This is a genomic window from Bacteroides sp. OM05-10AA, assembly GCF_003439055.1.
Taxonomy (GTDB): domain Bacteria; phylum Bacteroidota; class Bacteroidia; order Bacteroidales; family Bacteroidaceae; genus Bacteroides; species Bacteroides intestinigallinarum.
Map to the genome: position 1 here is coordinate 38,311 of NZ_QSUR01000003.1, position 21,903 is coordinate 60,213.

The window sequence follows — 21,903 nt, forward strand, 5'->3', positions numbered from 1 at the left end:
ACAAATGAAGAAACTAATCAGCCATATACTAATAGCCCTGACAGGAATGTTAGCCGTTTCCTGCAATGCCTGGCTGGACGTAACACCAGAAAATGCGATAGCCGACGACGATCTGTTTTCCACCGGTTTCGGCTACCGGAATGCCCTGAATGGTATCTACACCAATCTGGCGTCCGACGAACTTTACGGTAAGCAACTAAGCTGGGGATTCCTTAGTGCCATCTCCCAGCAATACAATCAAAAGGCCGGAACCATCTCTCCGATGTATGCCGACGCTTCCGAACTTATCTATAACACGGTCGACACCGAACCCGTCGTGACAGCTATCTGGGAAAAAGGCTATAAAGTGATAGCCAACCTGAACAAGCTCATCGAGAACATCCGGCCCACGGACATCTCTTTGTTCGAATACGGAGAAGAAGAGAAAAACCTCATTTACGCCGAAGCCTTGTCATTAAGAGCCATGATGCATTTTGACCTGCTTCGCTTGTTTGCTCCTGCAACGGCAACCAATCCTTCGGGCACCTATCTTCCTTACCGCGATAAATACGAAGCTGCAGTGGTAGAAAAATGCACCGTTACCGATTTTATTGAGAAAGTCCTGAAAGACCTGCTCGAAGCGGAAGACATTCTGCGTAAGTTTGACACCGAATACCATCCCGAAGCGATGTACGCTTCACAAATGTACGAACCTACTCCCGAATGGAATGCCCGCTACCGCTTCAACTCCGGTTCCTATATAGACGATATGGGAGCATTCTTCTGGTATCGTGGCATCCGCTTCAACTATCTGGCATTGCTGGGGTTGAAAGCCCGTGTCTGCATCTATGCCGGTCCTGCCTACTACAAGAATGCCGAGACAGCCGCCAAAGAACTTTACAACACCTATTATCAGCAGAAACGGTGGATAGGCTTTACAGAAGGAGAGAACATTACCTGCAATCTCAATTCCCGATATACAAAAGTCTCCCACGACATATTGTTCGGCTTGTACAAGAAACAGCTGGCTACGGATTATGAACAGGCCGTATGGGGCTCTTCCTCTTCTTCGTCAACCACCCGTTTGCCGTTGGCAAATATCCCTTCCCTGTTTGCTTCGGACAACACGGGTGTATATACCGACTATCGGCTCACCTACCTGATCGGGACTACCAATGAAACCCAGTCGAAGTATTACACACTGAAGTATAACCCTTCCGTAGAATCAGTAGTAGAAGCAATGGAGAATCCGATGATACCAGTGATCCGGTTCAGTGAAATCTGTCATATCCTGGCGGAGATCAGTAGCTATAATGGCAAGATAACCGAAGGAATCAACTACCTCGAAACAGTTCGAAAAGCCCGTGGAGCTGAACGTACCCTTAGTCTGACAGTCAGCACCCGTGAACAACTGGATGCCGAAATACTGCTCGATATACGGAAAGAAATGATAGGCGAAGGTGGAACCTTCTACACCTACAAACGGATGAACCTCTCCACCGTGCCCGATTCCGACGAGGAAGGAGAAATCAACATGACAGGTTCTTATGTACTTCCATTGCCTACCAGTGAAACAACCAACTAATGCCCGGATAAGATGAAACGAATATTGACATATACCACCTTCTGCCTGCTGCTTGTTTTCGCCTCCTGCAGCGAAGAGCAACTGGAAGTTTATCATGGAGACAACTACGTCTATTTTACTTACATGAACGATAAGTCTCCCCAGAAAATAACATTCAATTTTGCTACGGATGCACCCTTGCTTCGGGAAGGAACCGTGAAAGTGAAAATGACACTTCTTGGCTACCTGCTCGAAGAAAATGCTACCTGTGATATTTCCGCAGTGGGAGAGAAGAGCACCGCCCGTTCCGGCATCGATTATGCCCCTTTGACTTCCGGCATCTTCCATAGAGGACTGGCAGAAGACACCTACGAAGTCACCGTCTATCGTAATGAAGCACTGCTCAACACAGAATATACACTTACCCTTTCGCTGGATGCAGTGGAAAACTGTCTGGTAGGCCCAGCAGAATATCAATACGTCACGATTCAAGTGACCGACCGGATTTCCTGCCCTGTGTGGTGGAGCCAGAGTTCAGCGGCCAATCTGGGAGTATACTCGGATATGAAATACCGTGTTTTTATCATTTTCATGGATGGCGAGATACTCGAATCATTGGATAAATACACCGGCATTGAGTTTGTCAATCTGATAGCCGACTTCAAGGCTTGGTGGAAAGACCAGTGGCAGCAAGGCAATTACCAATATTATGATACAGATGGAGTGACACCGCTGTATGAAACCATTCTCGATAACTGACAATAAACTATGAAGCGAAAAACAATACTATTCATTTCAATCCTGCAGCTTCTCGTGATAACCGGCTGTTATGACGATTTGGGAAACTATGACTATACAAACTCTACCAAAGTCTCTTTTGTGAACTCCGCTTCGTCGGACTACACATTTATGGTAGGCGACCTTTTCGAGATGGATGCTCCCATCAACTTCTCAACCGACATCGGAAACGTAGACGAACTTTTCACCGTCCAATGGTACTTGAACCGTGAACTGATCTACACTGGCTATCATCTGAAATACCAGTTCGAGAAAGGCGGAACATACGAACTGATACTGAAAGTAATCAATAAGGAAACGAATGAAACGTATATCAGCAATAAATACACCCTGACGGGAAAGAATAGTTTCGACTGGGGCTGGATGATTCTCTCTGATAAGGGAGACGGAAAATCTGCCTTGTCTTTCATCAATCCGGCCTTTCGGGTGACGCACAATGTGGAGAGCACCATCGAAGGCGGTTTAGGTACGGATCCGCGGGGAATCTACTACTATTATGTATTAGGCTCTATCTCCGGTTCCTACGTTTCGGGCTTACCGAAAGTCCTGATAAATCAGGGCAGTGGAAGTGTCACGCTGGACGGTAATTCGTTGCAAAAGGATATGTGGCTTGCCGACGAATTCGAGAACCGTAAAGAACCGGATGACTTGAAGATAATGGACTTCGCTTTCAAAGAAGAATATTACGTGATTTGTTCCGAACAGGGAGAAGTATATATCCGTACCGTAGGCAGTGACAATAAAGCGATTCCTTATTACGGGAAGTACGGTGCCATGCCGTATGAGTTTGAGGGAGGCAGCCGCATCACTTGCTTCGCACCGTTCCACAATGTCACTTATTGGTGTGCCGATGAAGAACGTTGCATCTTGTATGATGAGCAGAATGCCCGTTTCATCGGTATTGCACATTATTCACAATGGGGCGCAGTTTATACTCCCGCCATTGTCTACTTCAAAACATACGATCAGGATTTGGAAGTACCCTCCGGAGTGTTGCGGGTGAACGATATGGGAGCGGGAACCCGCTGCCTTGCCATAGGTGCTTACGAAAAAATAGATGTTGCCTCCAATGGCGGATTGACTTTTTGGGCAAACTATGTGTCATTGATCGACGTGCAGGGAACCGGGAATTATAATCTGCATGAGTTTGCCGTGAAAGGAATGGATAATAACTCCCACCTTATCACCGGTACAGACCAATACGGATTCAGTGGCGGCTCTTTGTTGACTCCGCAAAGCATAATCAAGATGTCCTCCAACTTTGAGAAGAATCCCTATTTCTACTTTACCGATGGAGATAAGAACCTCTATGTGTACAGTATGCAGATGCGCAATCACGTATTGGCTTACACAGCGGACAGCCGTATCACCGGCATCAGCGGAAGCCCCGTTGTTTGCGAGTTCTATGGCTACGGAGGGAATAGCACTGATCCTAACTTCCGGCTGGCGCTTTCGCAAGAAAATGGAAATATCACCGTCATTGACGTAAACAAGAGTCAGATGGTACGCCTTTTCGAAGGTTTCTCACCCGATCTGAAGTTACAGACTTTCACCGGTTTTGGCGATGTGAAAGGGATGGTGTGGTGCACGAACTATGAAGGAGAATATTAGAAAAAGAAAATAACCTATCAGTAAATAATTAATCATTTAAAACGAGAAAAGTATGAAAAATAGACTGTTTTATTTTGCCACTTGTGTGGCTTTGGCGTTGTCTTCAGTAAGTTGCAGCAGCGATGATGATGGTGAAGAAGAAGATATAGACATTCCTGTAGTAGGAAAAATAGCTGTTTCCGGTGCCTATAATGTGTACTCTCATGGAAGCCAGGGATGGATTGAAGCGGACAAGATAGGAATATACGTATTGTCTGACGGCAAGCCGCAGGAAAACTTGCCGTATGCTCCGTCGGAAGTAGCCAAAGCTACTATAATGGAATATGAGGGCAAGACTTACATCACCTATGACAAAGAGGATTATGTAACTGATGAAGTGACTTTGAATCCTTCTTCCGAACTGTCTGCAGGATTTAAAAGTGGCGATCACACGATTTATGCATATACCCCTTATAGTGCAGCTTCACAAGATTACAAAACGGTAGCCTTGCCAAACATTTCAGTGCAGGAATACTATGCATCCGAATTTATGCCTAATCGTAAATATAGCTTTGCATACGCTTCGGCCACCACTTCCAGTTATTCGGCAGCTACGGTTGCTTTGGGAGAATTCAAATCTCTGTTTTCACAGCTCACCTTGCCCGCACTGGAATGTCCCGATGCTTTAGCTGGAAAAACCTGCACTAAAATTGTGGTAACCTGCGACGAACATCCCCTGTCTTATGCAGACGGAGCTACCGTTAATCTGGCTACCGGTGAAATCAGTGGTACTCCTTTGAACAGCGTCACTTATAACATTCCCGACGGACTGGTGGTAAATGCCGGATTTCCGGCTTTCGGGCTTCCGGCCTCACTGGAAACTGCTTACATGATGGTTGCCGTTCCCTTTGAAGAGGGAATGAATTATACCTATAAATTTACGCTGACAATCGGCGGACAGGAATATACGACTTCAGGCAAACCTAAAACAGGTTTCTGGTCGACGGATAATAACCTGAATATGAAAGATATTGCCGGTATCGAATAATTATTATCTTTGTATCTGTATATAAATATTAAAAAAGAAAGCATGAAGAAATTAGTTTCAATTCTGATGATTCTGGCAATGATTATCCCATTGGCCGGAGCACAATCGACGGACATCTTCAAGAAAAAGAAGAAAAAGAAGAGCAAGACGGAAGCGGTGGATAAAGCCAAGGCTGACTCCATTGCCAAGAGTAAGAAAGATGCTCTGCAACCTTACGCAAAAGTAATCACCGGCAAAGCCAAAACAATGGACGGCTTTTTCAAAGTGCATTACGTAGATGGTAAATATTTCTTCGAAATAGCCGATTCTCTTTTCGGACGTGATATTTTGATTGTGAACAGAGTTGTGAAAGCACCGGTAGACGCGCAGAAACGTAAAGTAGGCTATCCGGGAGATTACATCAGCGACGAAGTGATCCGTTTCGAGAAAGGACGCGGCGACAAACTGTTCGTGCGTGAAATCTCTTATCTCGAACATTCTGCTGACACACTGGGTATGTATCAGGCCGTATTGAACTCCAATGTTCAACCCATTGTGGCCACCTTCCCGCTGAAAACTGTCCGTAAAGAAGGAGAAACTACCAACTATGTGATCGACATGACCGACTATATCCGTAAGGACAACGAAATGTTTTCATTCACCAGCCGGGTGAAAGACAACATCGGAGCGAGCAGCATGGTAGACGACGCCAGTTATATCGACACACTGAAAGCCTTCCCGCAAAACATCGAAATACGTACCGTGCGTACCTTCCAGCGGAAGAAAGGAGGAGGCAGTGGACTTGAGAAACTGCTGGCAGCTTTCTTTGCCACCTCTACCACTCCGTTGACTTACGAACTGAACAGCTCTATGCTATTACTTCCCAAGGAACCGATGAAACCGAGATTGCACGACGACCGGGTAGGTTACTTTGCTGTGAGCTATAAGGACTTTGACGAGAATCCGCAAGGAGTGAAGTATAAAGCGAATATCACCCGCTGGCGTCTCGAACCCAAAGACGAAGACCGCGAGAAATACCTGCGTGGCGAATTGGTGGAACCCAAGAAACCGATTATCATTTATATCGACCCTGCCACTCCGAAGAAATGGGTTCCGTACCTTATTCAGGGAGTGAACGACTGGCAAGCCGCTTTTGAGAAAGCAGGATTCAAAAATGCAATCTTCGGCAAAGAAGCACCGACGGACGATCCTACCTGGAGCTTGGAAGACGCCCGCCATTCGGCTATCGTGTATAAGCCTTCCGATATTCCGAACGCAAGCGGACCTCACGTGCACGACCCTCGCAGCGGTGAAATTCTTGAAACGCATATCAACTGGTATCACAATGTGATGAGCCTGCTTTACAACTGGTACATCGTGCAGGCGGGAGCCATTGATCCGGGAGCACGCAAACCGATGTTTGACGATGAGCTGATGGGCGAACTGGTGCGCTTTGTATCTTCCCATGAGGTGGGACATACATTAGGATTACGTCATAACTTCGGTTCTTCCAATACCGTCCCGGTAGAGAAACTTAGAGACAAAGCTTGGGTGGAAGCCAACGGTCATACACCGTCTATCATGGACTATGCACGTTTCAACTATGTGGCACAGCCGGAAGACAACGTTTCACGTTCGGGAATATTCCCCCGTATCGGTATGTATGATAAATGGGCGATTGAATGGGGCTATCGTTGGATGCCTGAATATGAAACGGCGGAAGCCGAAATACCTCATTTGAATAAGTGGATCATTGAGAAGCTGCGGGAGGACAAACGCTATACGTTCGGAACGGAACTCGACAGAAACGATCCCCGCAATCAGAGTGAGGATTTGGGAGACGATGCCATGCTGGCAAGTTCGTATGGTATCAAAAACCTGAAACGCGTGATGCCTGAAATCATGAACTGGACTTATGAACCGAACGAAGGTTATATGAAAGCTGTCCGTTTGTATCAGAATGTGGTGGGACAATTCGACTTGTACATGGGGCATGTGGCTACCAATGTGGCCGGTATCTACCACAATCCGATTTCTGTGGAACAGACAGACATGAAAGCGGTGGAATATGTTCCGAAAGATATTCAGAAGAAAGCAGTCGACTTCCTGAACAAGGAACTGTTTACTACACCGACTTGGCTGATGGATGATAAATTGTCCGAAAGAACAGGTATCAATACTTTCAATTCGATCTATCGTGTGCAGAGCAGTACATTGAAACAGCTGCTTAGCAGCCGCACGCTCGATAAGATGATGGATAACGAACTGGTCAACGGTGCGAAAGCATATACGGCCAATGATCTGTTCCGTGATTTGAAAAAGAGTATCTGGAGCGATATGCAGGGAGGAAAGAAACCGAATGCTTCCCAGCGTAGTTTGCAGAAAACTTATGTTAATGCGCTGATCGGAATGCTTGATAAACCGAAGAACAGCTCCGGTTCGCTCGGAAGTCTGGGTGGTTATTCTCTGGTAGCTTTCGATTTTCCTTCCGAAGCACCGACAATAGCACGCGGACAGCTGACTGATCTTAAAAGAGAGTTGACCAATGCTGCAAATGCTTCCAGCGGAATATACAAAAGCCATTATCTGAACTTGAAAGCATTGATTGACGCTGCATTTGAGGTGAAGTAGAAAAATAATTTACGACTAAGTTCATTTACGATTAGACGATTTACGATGTACGATTGGAGTTAGTACATGGTAAGTCGTCTAATTTGTAGATTACTGATTGTAAATATATACATTCACCTGTATTTGAATTTGGAGAAACGGGAGGCAGCTTTTACCTCGTTGGAAAATTAGACAACATATTACGCCGGTTCTAAACTTATTTGCTATGAACTTTTCTATAAGTCTTTGTGTTTTTTGAATGGAAAAGCATATCTTTGTGTTATATAAAGATTGGAGGTAATATGGATAATGCATTAAATTTGCCCAATGCGAACAGCTATTGGAATGTGTTGAAGGATTTGAGCAATGAAGCTAAATTAGAGTTAATTGCCCGTCTTAGTAATTCGTTGCTTAATAAGGAAGAAGAAAAAAAGACCTCGGCCAGTAGCTTTTATGGAGTATGGGAAGATGAAGGAGACGTTGATTGCTTGAATGAAGAAATAAAGGCCTCTCGTAAGTTTAAGAATGATATAGAAGCTTTTTGAAATGGTACAGAAGTATTTGCTTGATACAAATATTTGCGTCTTTCTTCTACGTGGAAAATATAACAACCTTTAATAACGAGTAGTCTTGCAAAATTATAAGTTAAAGATTAAATAAAGATTAGGCACGGATTACACAGATTACACGGTTAGTGTTATGCTTACCAAAGCAACCGTGAAATCCGTGTTATCCGTGCCTAAATTGTAATAAAGCTAATTTTTTTTAGACTTTATCCCAATCCTTTTCAGCATTAAAGCAAGGACAGGCTTTGATCCATTCTTCCGGTTCAATCTCGCCATTTCCGTTCAGGTCGGGGCTAAGATCCCGGTGTCCACATATCCGGCAATCGGGATACTCTTTCAATAAAGTGAGAATTAATACACGCAGAGAGTGTTTTTGCCAACAGGTGCGTGTGTCCTTCGGTTGTCCCATGCAGTCGAGCCCTCCTTCGTAGCAGATACCTATACTTTCCTTGTTGAAACCGCGACAATGCGCACCGACCTTTTCTATCGGACGGGTAGACTTTATATCCCCGTTCTTGCGGATATAAAAATGATACCCCGTTCCGTTGAATCCACGCCTGCGGTGGCAGATATCCAGATCATATTCCGTGAAGCTCTTGTCCTCGCGCGTGGCGGAGCAATGGATTACTATTAGATTGATAGTTCTCATGGATAAGACCGTTCATTGTCTGGTTTCCGCCACGCTACGTTGCGAGCACTCTTTATGGATGCATTGTAAGGTGGCAGACTGCGCCAGCTGACCTCTTAATGAGAATATCTCCGTATGCATCTCTTTTACTTTCGAGCTAAGGTCGAAATAATCCTTCAACACTTTTTCCAACTGCTGCATCAGAAAAGTATATTGGTCTTTCACTAGTTCGCTGAACTCTTTTACTTCTTGCGCCATTACTTTGCGCTTTTTGCGGTTACTGCCCAGAAAGGGCAGGATTGTCATAATGATCTCTATGATTTTATCGAGCATTTTAATAAATTGAAAATTGAGAATTGAGAATTAAAAAATAAATGTAGAAAAAAACAGAAACCGCATGGAGAATAACTGTAGAAATCATTCCGTAATATCCATGCGGCACTGTTTTTAAAGATTAGGCTGCCGGATCCGGAGCTTCTCCGCTTCCGCCGCTGTTTCCACCGCTACCGCTATTTCCGTCATCGTCACCTTCTCCGTCGCCCTTTGCTGCCAGGATAAAATCGACATTATTTTCGCCTCGGGTAGTGGCATGGCTCGTGTTGACCAATTGAAGCGCCTTGTCCGCCACGAAACGGACATTTACTTTGCGGATGCTGCGCACCGTGCAATCTTTCTCCTTTTCTGCTCCTTCGCTGCTCAATGTGATATGGAACGTACCCAATCCGTCAACCTTCACCTTGTCGCCCTGGGTAAGCGATAGGCGTAACTGCTCGACAAAAGCCTCAATGGCATGCTTCACGTCTCCTGCAGTGAGCGAGGAGTTCGCTTCGATGGCATCCGCCAGCTTGTTGATGTCCATCACTCTCACTGTGCCCGATTTCTGGCGTACATAATACAACATCTGTGAATCCGGTTGATTCACATACTTTCTGCGCTGATAGCGCTCCACTAATACATTCATACAATTAAAAAGTTAAGGTTTAAGTAATAAAATTTTCTCTGTCCTTACGACATTACAAATATACGAAATATGAGAGGGAAAGTCAAGTATTTTGCTATATATTTTGTATGTATAATGAAATAAAATAAGAAAATGATTTATGCTATATATTGTAATATAAAATTGTATATTATTAGTGTAACTGTTTCTTATTTGGCATGTTTCAGCATATACTCTAACGGAGGGACATATTCGGTGATCTTGGTCATTTCCGGATTATGTCTGAAATAGACGTTTCCTGTCTCTCCGTTGCGTTGCTTGGCTATGATGACTACTCCCAGGCCTTCGGTGGGATAACCACTTTCCCGGTCGGTCGTCACCCTTGCAAGGGCGGGACGGTAGAGCAGCATGACGACGTCTGCATCCTGTTCAATAGCTCCGCTCTCGCGGAGATGAGCCAGTTCGGGACGGCCGGCAGGGCGGTTTTCCGATTCGCGGTTTAGCTGGCTAAGCAATACGACTGGTACATTCAGTTCTTTGGCTAGCAATTTTGCCTTGCGGGTGGCTTGTGCCACTTCCTGTTCGCGGTTGCGGTTGTTTTGACCGGTCGTCATGTCGCAGAGTTGCAGGTAGTCGATAATAATAGCATCGCACGCATGTTGGCTTTGCAGCAGTCGCGCGCTGGAACGTATATGTTCCATGTTGACCGATGTGCTGTCGTCTACGTGTATCGGCAGGCGTTTGAGGTCAGCGGCTGTTGTGCGTGCCTCTACGAGTTCCTGTTGGCTGACGGTTCCCGATCGCCAATGGCGGGCACTGATTTCGCTGACCGCTGTCAGCCATCGGTCTGCTAGTCGTTCCCCTTGCATCTCGAGGCTGTAGACAGCTACGGCATACCCTGCCATTGCTGCGCTTCGTGCCATGTGTAGTGCGAATGCCGTTTTTCCTACGCCGGGACGGGCGGCGACCACCACCAACTCGCCTTTCTGTAGTCCGGACGTCATGTGGTCCAGATCCGCCAGTCCGGTAGGGAGGCCGGTCACTCCGTTTTTGTTGTTGGCGATACGTCCTTCGGCTTCTACCATGGTGGCGGTCATTAGTTCATCCATGTCGCGCATGTGGTTGTTATGGCCGAATTCGCCTTCCAGACGGTCGAGCAGGTTATGTGCGTCTACCAGTGAGTCGTCGATATCCATCGTTTCGTCTAGCGAACAGGCGAGGAGTTTGTTGAACCCCAGAATCATTTCGCGTCGCAGGTATTTCTCGTGCACGATCTGCGCATGATATTCAAGATGGGCGGAGGTTGCCACCTTGCTGCTCAATTGGGTGATGCCGAACGGTCCGCCCGCCTCTTCGAGCTTTCCACGGTGGGAAAGCTCTTCTTTTACGGTGAGGATGTCTATCTTCATTCCTGCGTGGTACATGGCCAGTATGGCGGCATAGATAACCTGATGCCGCAGGACATAGAACATTTCGGGACGCAGCTTGTCGGCTACCAGTGGTATGGCTCCCTGCTCTATCAGGCAGGCGCCGATGATGGCTTCTTCTATTTCGGGAGCCTGTGGCGAAACTCTGTTTTCGGTATTCATATTATCAGTATTCGTTAAGAAAAGCTTTGTTGGATAAATAGCTGGCGGCATGGAGAAGGAAATTGATGTTCGTTTGGTGGAAATAATATTCCTCTATCCTGTCGATGGCGAGTTGTTGTTCCTTGTCGCTCAACTTTTTCCATTCGCGTTGTGCTTTGGCGATATTCTCTTTGGGGAGCTGCGTGATGCTGTGGAATTCATTCCAGAACAGGTGAAACTGTTCGTTGACGACTTTCTTTTTCTGCTTGTCGCTATCGGGAACTCCCATCCATTTATCGTATTCGACGACACGAATATGCAGGGAGGAATTGTTGGGGTGAGAGATGATTTCTATAATCCCCAGCGTGGCAAGCTCGTGTATGAACCTGAAGGCTTTTCCGACAGACCAGTGGAAGATGTGGCTCCAGTCGCGATAACTAAACAGGCTTTCGCCTCTTTTACACAGGCAGTTTTTATTTTGGCGGTCGTTGTAGAGTGTATCCGAATAATTGACTTTCATCAGAATTTTCAGGAGAGCTTCTATTTCTCCTTCTTGCATGTGCCGGTCTTCTATCTGCTGCTGTAGTAAGGCTTTAGGGATAATGAGAAAACCATGTTTCAGCATGGCTTGAAAATTGAAATTTTTCATTGAGTGTTATTTAAATTTTCTGTAAAAGTACGCTATTCCCGTGCGGTTTGCAAGGGGTGTGTCTGTTTGTGGACGGGTGTGGACGAAGAAGAATAGCTGTGGTACGTAAGTTGTTGTGTTTTTTGTTTTCTTTCATGAAGTGAAGAGAGGATCGGGAGATGAAACAGATGCTCCGTTTGTGTTTGATAGAGCTTCTGCCGGAGATAAACAGAGCCTTCGTTAGGGGGATTCGGAGGCTCTGTTTGGAATGAAAAAAACGGTCATTTTGCCGAACGCTTTGTGGAACGCTTTTTTCTTTCGGTAAATAGCTGTATAAATGATAGTTATCTTCTTTTCTGAAAAAAGTGGTGAACGCAAAGTGGAATACATAATAAACAATAAAAAGATAAATGATATATTTAAAAATATATAGTTCGATTTTCCTTTTATTCCTTGTCGATGTTTTCGTTTTCTACTACGTAATTAAACGTTTGTCGGCAGGTCGATGTGGGGAGGTCCCCAATGGCGGTAAAGGATTAGTTGCATTTCGGGACTGATGTCGATTGTTTGACAGGTGTAATACGCGGCAGCCAGTTGTTCGTTCAACGTCTTGTCTGCTTTGATGCGTTTGCGCATTTTTTTGCTGGCGGAAGAGGCGTTTGCCAGATCTGGAAAATATTCTTTCGCCAACTCGGAGAAATACTTGAATCCATTGATGCTGTAGTGTTCGGCAGCTGGTTCATTGTTGTTCATAACTTTGTTGTTTTTTAGTAATTAAAATGATTATTTGTTTAAAAAACTGCGCAAATGTATGAAAATAAATTTGATAGATAATGTGAATATTTCAGTTTTTAATATTATAATTTTATATATGTAAATCTTTGTATATATATTTTCGTATTTTACTAAAGTAAATTGTGAGATTAGTAAATATTAATTATTAAATTATTTTTTAATGAAAAAGGAAAGTTTTACTTCGTTTATGAAGCAAGTGGCTGTTGATTTGCAGCAGAGTGGGAATTTAGGGACTGCTCATGTATATAGAAGTAGTTTGAATGCGATTCTTACTTTTCAGGGTTCCGGTTGTTTGTCGTTCCGGGAAATAACTCCGGAGTGGTTGAAGCATTTTGAGGGTAGCCTTCGTGCTCGTGGGTGTAGCTGGAACACGGTGTCTACGTATCTTCGCACGTTGCGCGCGGTTTACAATCGTGCTGTCGATCTTCGGAAAGCGCCTTATGTGCCGCATTTGTTTCGCTCCGTATATACAGGTACGCGGGCGGACCGTCGTCGGGCATTGGATGCGGAGGATATGAAGAAGGTATTTGCCCGTCTGTTGCAGTCGGATGCGGTTACTCCTGCCATGAGGAGTGCGCAGGAGTTGTTCATTCTTATGTTCTTGCTCCGGGGGCTGCCTTTTGTCGATTTGGCTTATTTGCGTAAGAGTGATCTCCGGGGGAATGTGATTAGTTATCGTCGTCGTAAAACGGGGCGTCCGCTGTCGGTGACGTTGACCTCGGAAGCAATGTTTCTTTTACGGAAGTATATGAGTCGCGAGGAGCAGTCTCCCTATTTATTCCCGATTCTTCACAGTGACGAAGGTTCGCCAATGGCGTATAAGGAATATCAACTGGCTCTGCGCAATTTTAACTATCAGTTGGAACTGGTGGGAAAGCTGCTGGGACTCAAAGACCGGTTGAGCTCATATACCGCACGTCATACTTGGGCGACCACTGCGTATTATTGCGAAATTCATCCGGGCATTATTTCCGAAGCAATGGGACATTCGTCTATCACTGTAACGGAAACTTATTTGAAACCTTTTCGAAGTAAGAAAATTGATGAAGCAAATAAACAGGTGCTCGACTTTGTAAAACGCTCGGTGATGGGTGCAAGTGCTTGATTCTTACTCTGTTACTTCGTAGGTAACGGGTTGAAATATCGGTGCAAATATGAGCATATTTCTTAAAACAACCAAACGAAATCATACATTTTTTCTAATAAACTACTCAAAAGAGGAATTAAACAAATAAAACACACGGATTCTTTGTATTAGGACTTTGTTAACTTCTAAATTTTGCAAAAGATTTCCCTCCCTCTACTGCCTTTCAGAAGCAGGGGTAAAAATGTTTCATTGCTTATCGTCTTATTTTTCAGTATTGACTACTCCAAAAGAGCAGGTACAAAGGTTTATCCGTTACCTACGAAGTAACGGGCGGCTATTATTGAAACTTAGTGTTTAATAATATATTATTAATGTAATTTTTAAGTAGTTATGAAGAAAAAATTTGTTAGGGTAATGCTTTTTGGGGCATTGACGCTTACAGTCAGTACAGCAGTAACGAGCTGTAAGGATTATGATGATGACATTAAAGGCTTGCAGGAGCAGGTTGATAAGATCACATCTGCTAGTCCTGTAAGCACGGAAGACATGAATGCAGCTGTTGATAAGGCGAGCAAGGAATTGAAAGATCAATTGGCTAAACTGGAAAAACTGGTGAATGATCCTTCGTCTGAAACTTCGTTGACACAGCAGATTGCTGATTTGCAGGAAGCTTTGAAAAATGCGGTAGGCGAGAATGCAAAAGATTTGGCTGGTCAACTGGCTACAGCTCAAAATGATTTGGCCGCTTTGAAAAAGGCTTTGGGAGGGGATGATTATATTAAAGGACTGAAAGATAAGATTACTGCCCTCGAAACTGCTAAATCAACATTGGATCATTTGATTACTGCAGAAAAACAATTTGCAGCAAACGGGTCACTAGCCGGTTATGAAGAGACGGGTTTGGTAAAGTTGGTAAACCAACAGATAAGAGATGTTTTCAGTACAGAGGGTACGCCGAGCGAGTTAGCTACGTATGTATCGGAAACTATCAAGTCACAGATCGCCACAACGGTTAAGACTGTCAAATTCCCGTTCGGTACAGAACAATCGTTGGAGACTATCATTACTATCATATATAATGATATATATAAAGACCGTGATGCTGTAGCAACTAACTTTGGCAAGTTGGACGAATTGCTGGAAGCTATTGATGCTTATGTTGGCGCCGGAGACGGTAAATATGCAGACTATGATGCCATTATCAAGCAAATTAATGATACAAAGAACGACTTGGCTGCATTGCTTGCACCCACTGGTGATAATTCTCTGACTAAAAAGGTGCAGAGCATTATTGCTGATGAGTTGAAAGCAACAGATAGCGAATTGAAGAAGATGCAAGATGCTCTTCAGAAAGAAATCGACGCTATCAAAGGTATGATTCAGAGCATCGTGTATGTGCCGGAATCAGCAGACAGAACTGTAGAATTTACATCATTGTATATAGCATCTTCTTATCCGGTTACTTCTCCTTCTTCTGCTACTTGGGCTGAAATGGGTAATACTCTTGAGAGAAAAGTAAAATTCCGTGTATCTCCGGCTTCAGTAATAGAAGAACTGATAAAAGCAAACAGCAAGTATGAGATTACAGCAGATGCACAGGCGTTAACTCGTTCGGCTAGTATCTTTACTGTTGCTGGGATAACAAAAGCTCCCGGTGATGACTCCAATTTGATTGAAGTAACTCTTAAAGCAAATGCTTTTGCTACCGGTGTTAATGGTTATGCTGTAGCTTTGACTGTGAAAGGCAAAGATGAAAAGAAAGAATTGTCTGATATATCTTCTGATTATCTGGCTATTACTAAAACAATAAGTTATATTCGTGGTGTAGAATATAGTTGGAAAGAGGGAAATGCACCTACTAGTATTATAAGAGAAGCTGATGGCAAAAGCTCTACTATTGATTATAAAGCAAATGGAGCTTATGTAATTAAAGTTGCAGCTGATAAGCAGAATGCTACTGTTACAGAGGATAAGACTCCGAATGAATTGGGCATTAACCTGGCTCAATTTGATGTGGCGTTTGCAATAAATAGTTCTACTGCTGGTGGTGCTACTCCGGACAATTTCGAATGTAAAGCCGGTGTATTGTCTGCTAAGGAGGCAGCAGCAAAAGGTAACAAGTGTAGTGTTAAACCTACTGTGACAATAAAATATGGTAGTACTCCAACTACTGTAACAATTACAGGTACTGATTATGCTACAGTAACTCTTGCAACTAAGGGTAGCGATGTGAACTTGGCATTCTCTGATTTGAAATGGAATACTGGTGAAAAGACATATACGCTCGTTGTTGATCCTGTTGCTCCTGCTACTCTCAATGCTGGTGAGTTGAAAGGTCTGACTGCAATCTTGGCAGCACTTGGTGACGGAACAACACCTGCAACTGCCTTGACAGGTGCTACTGCTGTGGCTAACCCTGCACAAAGTGCTGATAAACCTTACATGAAACTAGAAAGTAGTGCCGTTAAAATTGTAGTACCGGCAGATTATGTGACAACAGGTGCTGAAAACTTGTCTATAGCTTTGACGCTGAATAACAAAACCGTAACAGTGAATGTCGCTATTACAGTAACTGCTACTGTGACTGGTGATTTCAATACTTGGAACTGGAATTCATTGAATAGTAATCCTGGTAACGAAATGATGCTTATGAAGTTGGATAATGATGATAAGCCAACTACAGTAACATTGAGTAGAAAGTTGACACAGGCTTATGATGCTACTGTTTTTGAGTGGCTCAATAGTAAGAAGAGTGCTGGAGAACTTGAATTGGGATCTACAATAACTCCGACTACTACAGGAACTATGTCCACTGATAATGCTTATACATATAGCATTGCTGCCGGTACTGTTAGCTATTCTTATCTGAAAGAAGGTAAACCAAATCCGATTTCAGTGAAATTCTCTGCAAAATCTAATAAGGTCGAAATATTCCCTGCTGATAAGAGTACAGTGAATATTCTTATTCCTGTAGCAGACTTGAATGGTACATTGATTCTTCCTGATAAGAGAGCTGTAGAAACAGACAAAAAAAATGATCAGATAGATTTGTCTACCGCTTTCAATCCTGCAATTCCAGCAGCAGGTCAACCAGCAGCTAAGAACTTCGTTTGGAAAGACAAGAGAGGCTTTATAATGTGGCCGACGCTTGAAGTTAACGCGACTAATGCTATTGAACATTTTGGTACTGGTATGACTCCAGCAAAAGCTCTTAGTATGTATGGTCTATCTCTTAAGTTTGTACCTAGTAATAAAGCAGAATTTGACAAGTATTTTACTCTTACTAATAATAAAGTAAAACTGAATACTACAACTGCCGGACAAGAAATTATCGGTACTGATCTTGTTGCTAAGATTAAATTGCAAGCAACTTCTAAATGGGGAGCTGTAGTTGGTGATGCAACAGAGTTTACGGTAACCTTTAAGGCAGGTGCAAAATAATAATAGAGATTGAAGATAAACCCTTCTTCACCATTATGGTGAAGAATATGCCGAGAAGCAACAGATGGAAGGCATTAGCTTGTGAAAGTCAATCTTTCCCTATCTGTACTTCTTTTAGAAAGGGATGCCGCCCTAATTTCCCACTGGCATCCCTTTTATCTTTACTCTGAATGTATCTCTTTACATTATGCTAGTATGCTAAAATCTTTAATACTAGTACCCCATTTCCCTATAGATTAAGGAGATGCTTTGAGAGAATACAGAAAGCCCGGGCTTGCGAAAGTCTGGGCTTTTTAATCTTTAAGAAGAAATCTTAGTTGTAGATTATCGCACGATAATTTCCTAATATCCATTCTTGTTATTTTACTTCCTCACATACCACCATGAAAATATCGACATATCCTTCCTGAAGAAGAAAATGTATGATGATTTGCTATAGAGGAGAAATTGTGTTACCTTTGTATCTACAATTAATGAAAGGAGGGAATAAGATGGCAAGACCAATAAGAGAAACCCCAATATTGTTTGGAGAGGATGCTCGTCGGTTTGAAGAAAAGATGAAAAATCCACGTAAAGTGTCGAAAGAGGAGCGGGAACGTAGACGCAAAAATTATGAGCTCGTTATGAAAGCGGCAACTAATTTTAAATAATTGGATAATGGGTGTACAAATAGACTTTTCTAAATTCCGCATTAGTCGGATGGAAGAAGGTGAAAAAATAGAAGAATCGTTCAATTGCGGTGATGCCGACTTGAACGATTTTATTTTGCATGAGGCTCCGTTTTATCGGGAGGCATTACTGGCAGTGTCTTACATCGCTAAAGTTGATGATAGAATAATAGCATATTTCAGTTTGGCTAATGATCGTGTTTCGTTAGGGGATTTTGAGAATAAGACAGAATTTAATAGGTTTCGTAAGCATCGTTTTGTTAATGATAAGCGTTTGAAAAGTTATCCCGCTGTGAAAATATGCCGTTTTGCTGTTGATATTGCTTATTCTGGTACAGGTATCGGTACAGTATTGATGGATTTTATAAAAGACTATTTTATCGAGAACAATAAAACTGGATGTCGTTTCATTACTGTGGATGCATATTTAAACGCTATTCCATTTTATGAGAAAAATAATTTTAGTCTACTGCTTCCAAATGATGATGATAAACATACTCGTTTGTTGTATTATGATTTGAAAGAAGAATAGACAATAATCAAACAAAAAGGCGACCCGTACCTAACAAGCCGCCTTTTCTGTCTATTTGATTTCGATTTCTTCCTTCATATCGATTTCCTCTCCATGTGTATCATAGAACACATATTGCAGGAATGCGAGTTTCTGACTTGGAATAATCTTAATACCGAATCCATATTTCATTTGCCACTTCCGTTTCAGGGAAACGAGTCCCTGATTGATGTAGGCGGCAACATACGGATGGACGTGTAACGAGAATTTCTTAACCTTCAGTTTATTGACCAGGTAATCAATTTTACTCTCCAAAGTGTCCGTAAAGAGAATGGACGATTTGATAGTGCCTTTGCCGAAGCAAGTAGGACAGATTTCGGTCGTGTTGACGTCCATTGCCGGACGCACACGTTGGCGTGTAATCTGCATTAGCCCAAATTTGCTAAGCGGCAGAATATTATGCCGTGCCCTGTCTTTCTGCATATTGGCACACATTCGTTCATAAAGCTTTTGACGGTTTTCGGCTTCATTCATATCGATGAAGTCGACGACAATGATACCACCCATGTCTCTTAATCGCAGTTGGCGGGCCAGCTCGTCGGCGGCTCCCAGATTTACTTCGAGTGCGTTACCTTCCTGCCCGTTGGCATTCTTGGTGCGGTTACCGCTGTTCACGTCTACTACGTGAAGCGCCTCAGTGTGCTCAATAATCAGATAGGCACCACTCTTGTAAGAGACTGTTTTACCAAACGATGATTTAATCTGCTTGGTGATACCGAAATTGTCGTAAATGGGAAGTTGGCCTTTGTACAGTTTCACGATATTAGCCCGGTCGGGCGCAATCAGTGATACGTAATCCCTAATTTCATTGTACACAGCCTCGTCGTTGACGTGAATATTCTCAAATGATGGGTTGAAGAGGTCGCGCAACAAACCTACGGCGCGGCTGGTTTCTTCATAAATCAACGTCGGGTACTTGGTGGCTTTTTGTACTTTTACCATCGCATCTTCCCAATGCTTAACCAAGACTTTAAGCTCTCCGTCGAGTTCGGCTACGCGTTTGCCTTCGGCTACCGTGCGGACAATGACACCAAAGTTTTTAGGCTTGATACTCATCAGCAGTTGTTTAAGGCGGGCGCGCTCTTCGCTCGATTTAATTTTTTGTGAAACAGAAACCTTATCATTGAAAGGGATCAGTACGAGATAGCGTCCGGCAAATGAAATTTCGGACGTCAGTCGCGGTCCCTTAGTGGAGATCGGTTCCTTAACGATTTGCACCACTACTTCTTGTCCTACTTTGAGGGTGTTGGATACAGTTCCATCCTTGTCAAGGTCGGGAAGCAGGGTTGCTTTGCTGATGGAGGTCAGCTTCTTTTTGTCGCTTAAAGTCTGCTTTACAAACTTTTCGAGTGAGTTAAATTGAGGACCCAAGTCTAAATAATGAAGGAAAGCGTCTTTCTCGTAACCGACGTCTACAAAGCATGCATTTAGTCCGGGCATCAATTTCTTGATACGTCCCAAATACATATTGCCCACAGAGAAAGAAATATTTCTTCCTTCGCTTTGAAGTTCCACCAGGCTCTTATCTTCGAGAAGGGCGATGGAGACCTCTTTGGGCTGTACGTCAACTACTAGTTCACTTGTCACTGTTTTGTTTCCTTATTATTGATTGAATCTCATTTATATGAACAACTTTTTTTACAAATTGTTCATTTTGGGTTAGCTACTTAAACAAAGAACAAACTTGAAAGACATTAGCTTCGCAAGTTTGTTCTTTATTTCTGTGTGATCCAGACTTAAAAATTATTTTTTGCTTTTATGTCTGTTCTTTCTTAGTCTTTTTTTACGCTTGTGCGTAGACATTTTATGTCTTTTTTTCTTTTTTCCGCTTGGCATAGCTTCACATTTTATGGGTTAATACTCTTGTTTATTATTTCTTTACTGAAATTGTAAATGTCTTAGCCGGTTTGAAAGCCGGAATATTGTGCTCCGGAATAATGATCGTAGTGTTTTTAGAAATGTTACGAGCAGTTTTCTGTGCTCTTTTCTTTACTACGAAACTACCAAACCCACGCAGGTATACGTTCTCATCGTTAGACAGTGAATCTTTTACTGCATCCATAAATGCCTCAACTGTTGTAAGAACTGTCTGCTTATCAATCCCAGTTTTCTTTGTAATCTCGTTTACAATATCTGCTTTAGTCATTTTTCCTTAAAAAAAATATTATTACTATGTTATTGCTAATTTTTTGGACTGCAAATATATAGCTTTTTAAGCTCCTAAAAAAATATATTCTGCACATTTTTCTAAAAAAATAGTGGCATAGGGTTTTCTTAGAGCTAAAAGAGTTACTTTTGTGTGCCTTTTGGGTAGGATATACAAGATAAATGTTAGATAATACATTAGGAACGAGGATATGAACGAGTTTACGAAAACGATTGTAGAGTGGTATGAAGAGAATAAACGTGAATTGCCTTGGAGGGAGTCTGCCGATCCGTATTTGATCTGGATTTCGGAGATTATTCTTCAACAGACTAGAGTGGCGCAGGGGTATGATTATTTTCTTCGTTTTATCAAGCGTTTTCCCGATGTACAGACTTTGGCTGCTGCGGATGAGGATGAGGTGATGAAGTATTGGCAGGGATTGGGATATTATTCGCGTGCCCGCAATCTTCATGCTGCCGCTAAAAGCATGAATGGTGTTTTCCCGAAAACCTATCCGGAAGTGCTGGCTCTGAAAGGAGTGGGAGAGTACACGGCGGCAGCTATCTGTTCGTTTGCTTACGGCATGCCTTATGCGGTGGTGGATGGCAATGTGTATCGGGTACTTTCGCGTTATTTCGGTATAGATACTCCGATTGATTCGACGGAAGGAAAAAAACTCTTTGCAGCATTGGCAGATGAGATGTTGGATAAGAAGCATCCGGCTGTTTACAATCAGGGGATAATGGATTTCGGAGCGATTCAGTGTACTCCGCAGTCGCCCAACTGTTTGTTCTGTCCGTTGGCAGGCGGTTGCTCGGCGCTTTCAAAGGGGGTAGTGACAAAGCTTCCGGTGAAACAGCATAAGACAAAGACTACCAACCGTTACTTTAATTATATTTATGTACGTGCGGGCGCGTATACCTTTATAAATAAACGAACAGGAAATGATATTTGGAAGAATCTGTTCGAATTGCCATTGATAGAGACTCCGACAGCTCTTTCGGAGGAAGAGTTTCTTGCTTTGCCGGAATTCCGTGCATTCTTTGCGTCGGGGGAAGTGCCGGTGGTGCGTTCTGTTTGCAGGGAAGTGAAGCATGTGTTGTCTCACCGGGTGATTTATGCTAATCTGTATGAAGTAACATTATCTGAAAATTTGACTTCTTTCGGTAATTTCCAGAGAATAAAAGTAGAGGAACTGGAACGGTACGCTATTTCAAAGTTGGTGCAAAACTTAATCAAGTATTAAGTATTAGGTATTAAGTATTAACCATCTAGTTTATGGCACAGCCTAATACTT

The 21,903-nt window shown here is 43.2% G+C and carries 19 protein-coding genes; 11 read left to right on the plus strand and 8 right to left on the minus strand.

What is annotated here, in order from left to right; translation table 11 throughout:
* Nucleotides 1–4 precede the first annotated feature (4 nt).
* The 6 genes from DXB58_RS02835 to DXB58_RS02860 all read left to right on the plus strand — a co-directional run bounded on the left by DXB58_RS02835 (nucleotide 5) and on the right by DXB58_RS02860 (nucleotide 8,113).
* Nucleotides 5–1,564, plus strand: a complete 1,560-nt coding sequence (locus DXB58_RS02835; protein ID WP_122135850.1) for a RagB/SusD family nutrient uptake outer membrane protein — start codon at nucleotides 5–7, stop codon at nucleotides 1,562–1,564.
* Nucleotides 1,565–1,576: 12 nt separating this feature from the next.
* Entirely contained in the window at nucleotides 1,577–2,302 is a 726-nt protein-coding gene (locus DXB58_RS02840; RefSeq protein WP_120079802.1) for a DUF4843 domain-containing protein, read from the plus strand.
* Between the two features lie 9 nt (nucleotides 2,303–2,311).
* Complete coding sequence (locus tag DXB58_RS02845; protein ID WP_122135851.1) at nucleotides 2,312–3,952, plus strand: PKD-like family lipoprotein; 1,641 nt, start codon at nucleotides 2,312–2,314, stop codon at nucleotides 3,950–3,952.
* A gap of 52 nt (nucleotides 3,953–4,004) precedes the next feature.
* The gene (locus DXB58_RS02850; RefSeq protein WP_122135852.1) at nucleotides 4,005–4,979 is read left to right on the plus strand and encodes a fimbrillin family protein; all 975 of its coding nucleotides are present in this window, start codon (nucleotides 4,005–4,007) and stop codon (nucleotides 4,977–4,979) included.
* 42 nt (nucleotides 4,980–5,021) lie between these two features.
* Nucleotides 5,022–7,589: a zinc-dependent metalloprotease gene (locus tag DXB58_RS02855; RefSeq protein ID WP_122135973.1), complete on the plus strand. Its 2,568-nt coding sequence runs from the start codon at nucleotides 5,022–5,024 to the stop codon at nucleotides 7,587–7,589.
* Nucleotides 7,590–7,870: 281 nt separating this feature from the next.
* Entirely contained in the window at nucleotides 7,871–8,113 is a 243-nt protein-coding gene (locus tag DXB58_RS02860) for a hypothetical protein (RefSeq protein ID WP_122135853.1), read from the plus strand.
* Nucleotides 8,114–8,333: 220 nt separating this feature from the next.
* On the opposite strand, the gene DXB58_RS02865 is transcribed toward DXB58_RS02860, so the two are convergent.
* The 6 genes from DXB58_RS02865 to DXB58_RS02890 all read right to left on the minus strand — a co-directional run bounded on the left by DXB58_RS02865 (nucleotide 8,334) and on the right by DXB58_RS02890 (nucleotide 12,651).
* Nucleotides 8,334–8,783, minus strand: a complete 450-nt coding sequence (locus DXB58_RS02865; RefSeq protein ID WP_122135854.1) for an N-acetylmuramoyl-L-alanine amidase — start codon at nucleotides 8,781–8,783, stop codon at nucleotides 8,334–8,336.
* A 12-nt stretch (nucleotides 8,784–8,795) separates the two neighbouring features.
* A complete protein-coding gene (locus DXB58_RS02870; RefSeq protein WP_122135855.1) occupies nucleotides 8,796–9,095 on the minus strand; it encodes a hypothetical protein in 300 nt (99 codons plus the stop codon).
* Between the two features lie 121 nt (nucleotides 9,096–9,216).
* Nucleotides 9,217–9,723, minus strand: coding sequence for an HU family DNA-binding protein (locus DXB58_RS02875; protein ID WP_004304202.1), 507 nt, complete (start codon nucleotides 9,721–9,723; stop codon nucleotides 9,217–9,219).
* Nucleotides 9,724–9,911: 188 nt separating this feature from the next.
* The gene (gene dnaB / locus DXB58_RS02880) at nucleotides 9,912–11,291 is read right to left on the minus strand and encodes a replicative DNA helicase (protein WP_122135856.1); all 1,380 of its coding nucleotides are present in this window, start codon (nucleotides 11,289–11,291) and stop codon (nucleotides 9,912–9,914) included.
* Nucleotides 11,292–11,295: 4 nt separating this feature from the next.
* Entirely contained in the window at nucleotides 11,296–11,919 is a 624-nt protein-coding gene (locus DXB58_RS02885) for a hypothetical protein (protein WP_122135857.1), read from the minus strand.
* A 462-nt stretch (nucleotides 11,920–12,381) separates the two neighbouring features.
* Nucleotides 12,382–12,651 (minus strand): DUF4248 domain-containing protein, encoded by a 270-nt coding sequence (locus tag DXB58_RS02890; protein ID WP_004304199.1) that lies wholly within the window; start codon nucleotides 12,649–12,651, stop codon nucleotides 12,382–12,384.
* Nucleotides 12,652–12,853: 202 nt separating this feature from the next.
* Here DXB58_RS02890 and DXB58_RS02895 point away from each other — a divergent pair, with 202 nt between their 5' ends.
* The 4 genes from DXB58_RS02895 to DXB58_RS02910 all read left to right on the plus strand — a co-directional run bounded on the left by DXB58_RS02895 (nucleotide 12,854) and on the right by DXB58_RS02910 (nucleotide 18,421).
* Nucleotides 12,854–13,798, plus strand: coding sequence for a site-specific integrase (locus tag DXB58_RS02895; RefSeq protein ID WP_122135858.1), 945 nt, complete (start codon nucleotides 12,854–12,856; stop codon nucleotides 13,796–13,798).
* 372 nt (nucleotides 13,799–14,170) lie between these two features.
* Complete coding sequence (locus DXB58_RS02900) at nucleotides 14,171–17,221, plus strand: hypothetical protein (protein ID WP_147338714.1); 3,051 nt, start codon at nucleotides 14,171–14,173, stop codon at nucleotides 17,219–17,221.
* A 422-nt stretch (nucleotides 17,222–17,643) separates the two neighbouring features.
* A complete protein-coding gene (locus tag DXB58_RS02905) occupies nucleotides 17,644–17,871 on the plus strand; it encodes a hypothetical protein (RefSeq protein ID WP_122135860.1) in 228 nt (75 codons plus the stop codon).
* A gap of 7 nt (nucleotides 17,872–17,878) precedes the next feature.
* Nucleotides 17,879–18,421, plus strand: coding sequence for a GNAT family N-acetyltransferase (locus tag DXB58_RS02910; protein WP_122135861.1), 543 nt, complete (start codon nucleotides 17,879–17,881; stop codon nucleotides 18,419–18,421).
* 51 nt (nucleotides 18,422–18,472) lie between these two features.
* Here the strand turns inward: DXB58_RS02910 and DXB58_RS02915 are convergent, their stop codons facing one another.
* Entirely contained in the window at nucleotides 18,473–20,047 is a 1,575-nt protein-coding gene (locus tag DXB58_RS02915) for an Rne/Rng family ribonuclease (protein ID WP_099147022.1), read from the minus strand.
* A 283-nt stretch (nucleotides 20,048–20,330) separates the two neighbouring features.
* Nucleotides 20,331–20,606, minus strand: coding sequence for an HU family DNA-binding protein (locus tag DXB58_RS02920; RefSeq protein WP_004300646.1), 276 nt, complete (start codon nucleotides 20,604–20,606; stop codon nucleotides 20,331–20,333).
* A gap of 211 nt (nucleotides 20,607–20,817) precedes the next feature.
* Between DXB58_RS02920 and mutY the strand changes: the two genes are divergently transcribed.
* Nucleotides 20,818–21,852, plus strand: a complete 1,035-nt coding sequence (gene mutY, locus DXB58_RS02925; protein ID WP_122135862.1) for an A/G-specific adenine glycosylase — start codon at nucleotides 20,818–20,820, stop codon at nucleotides 21,850–21,852.
* The last annotated feature ends 51 nt before the right edge of the window (nucleotides 21,853–21,903 follow it).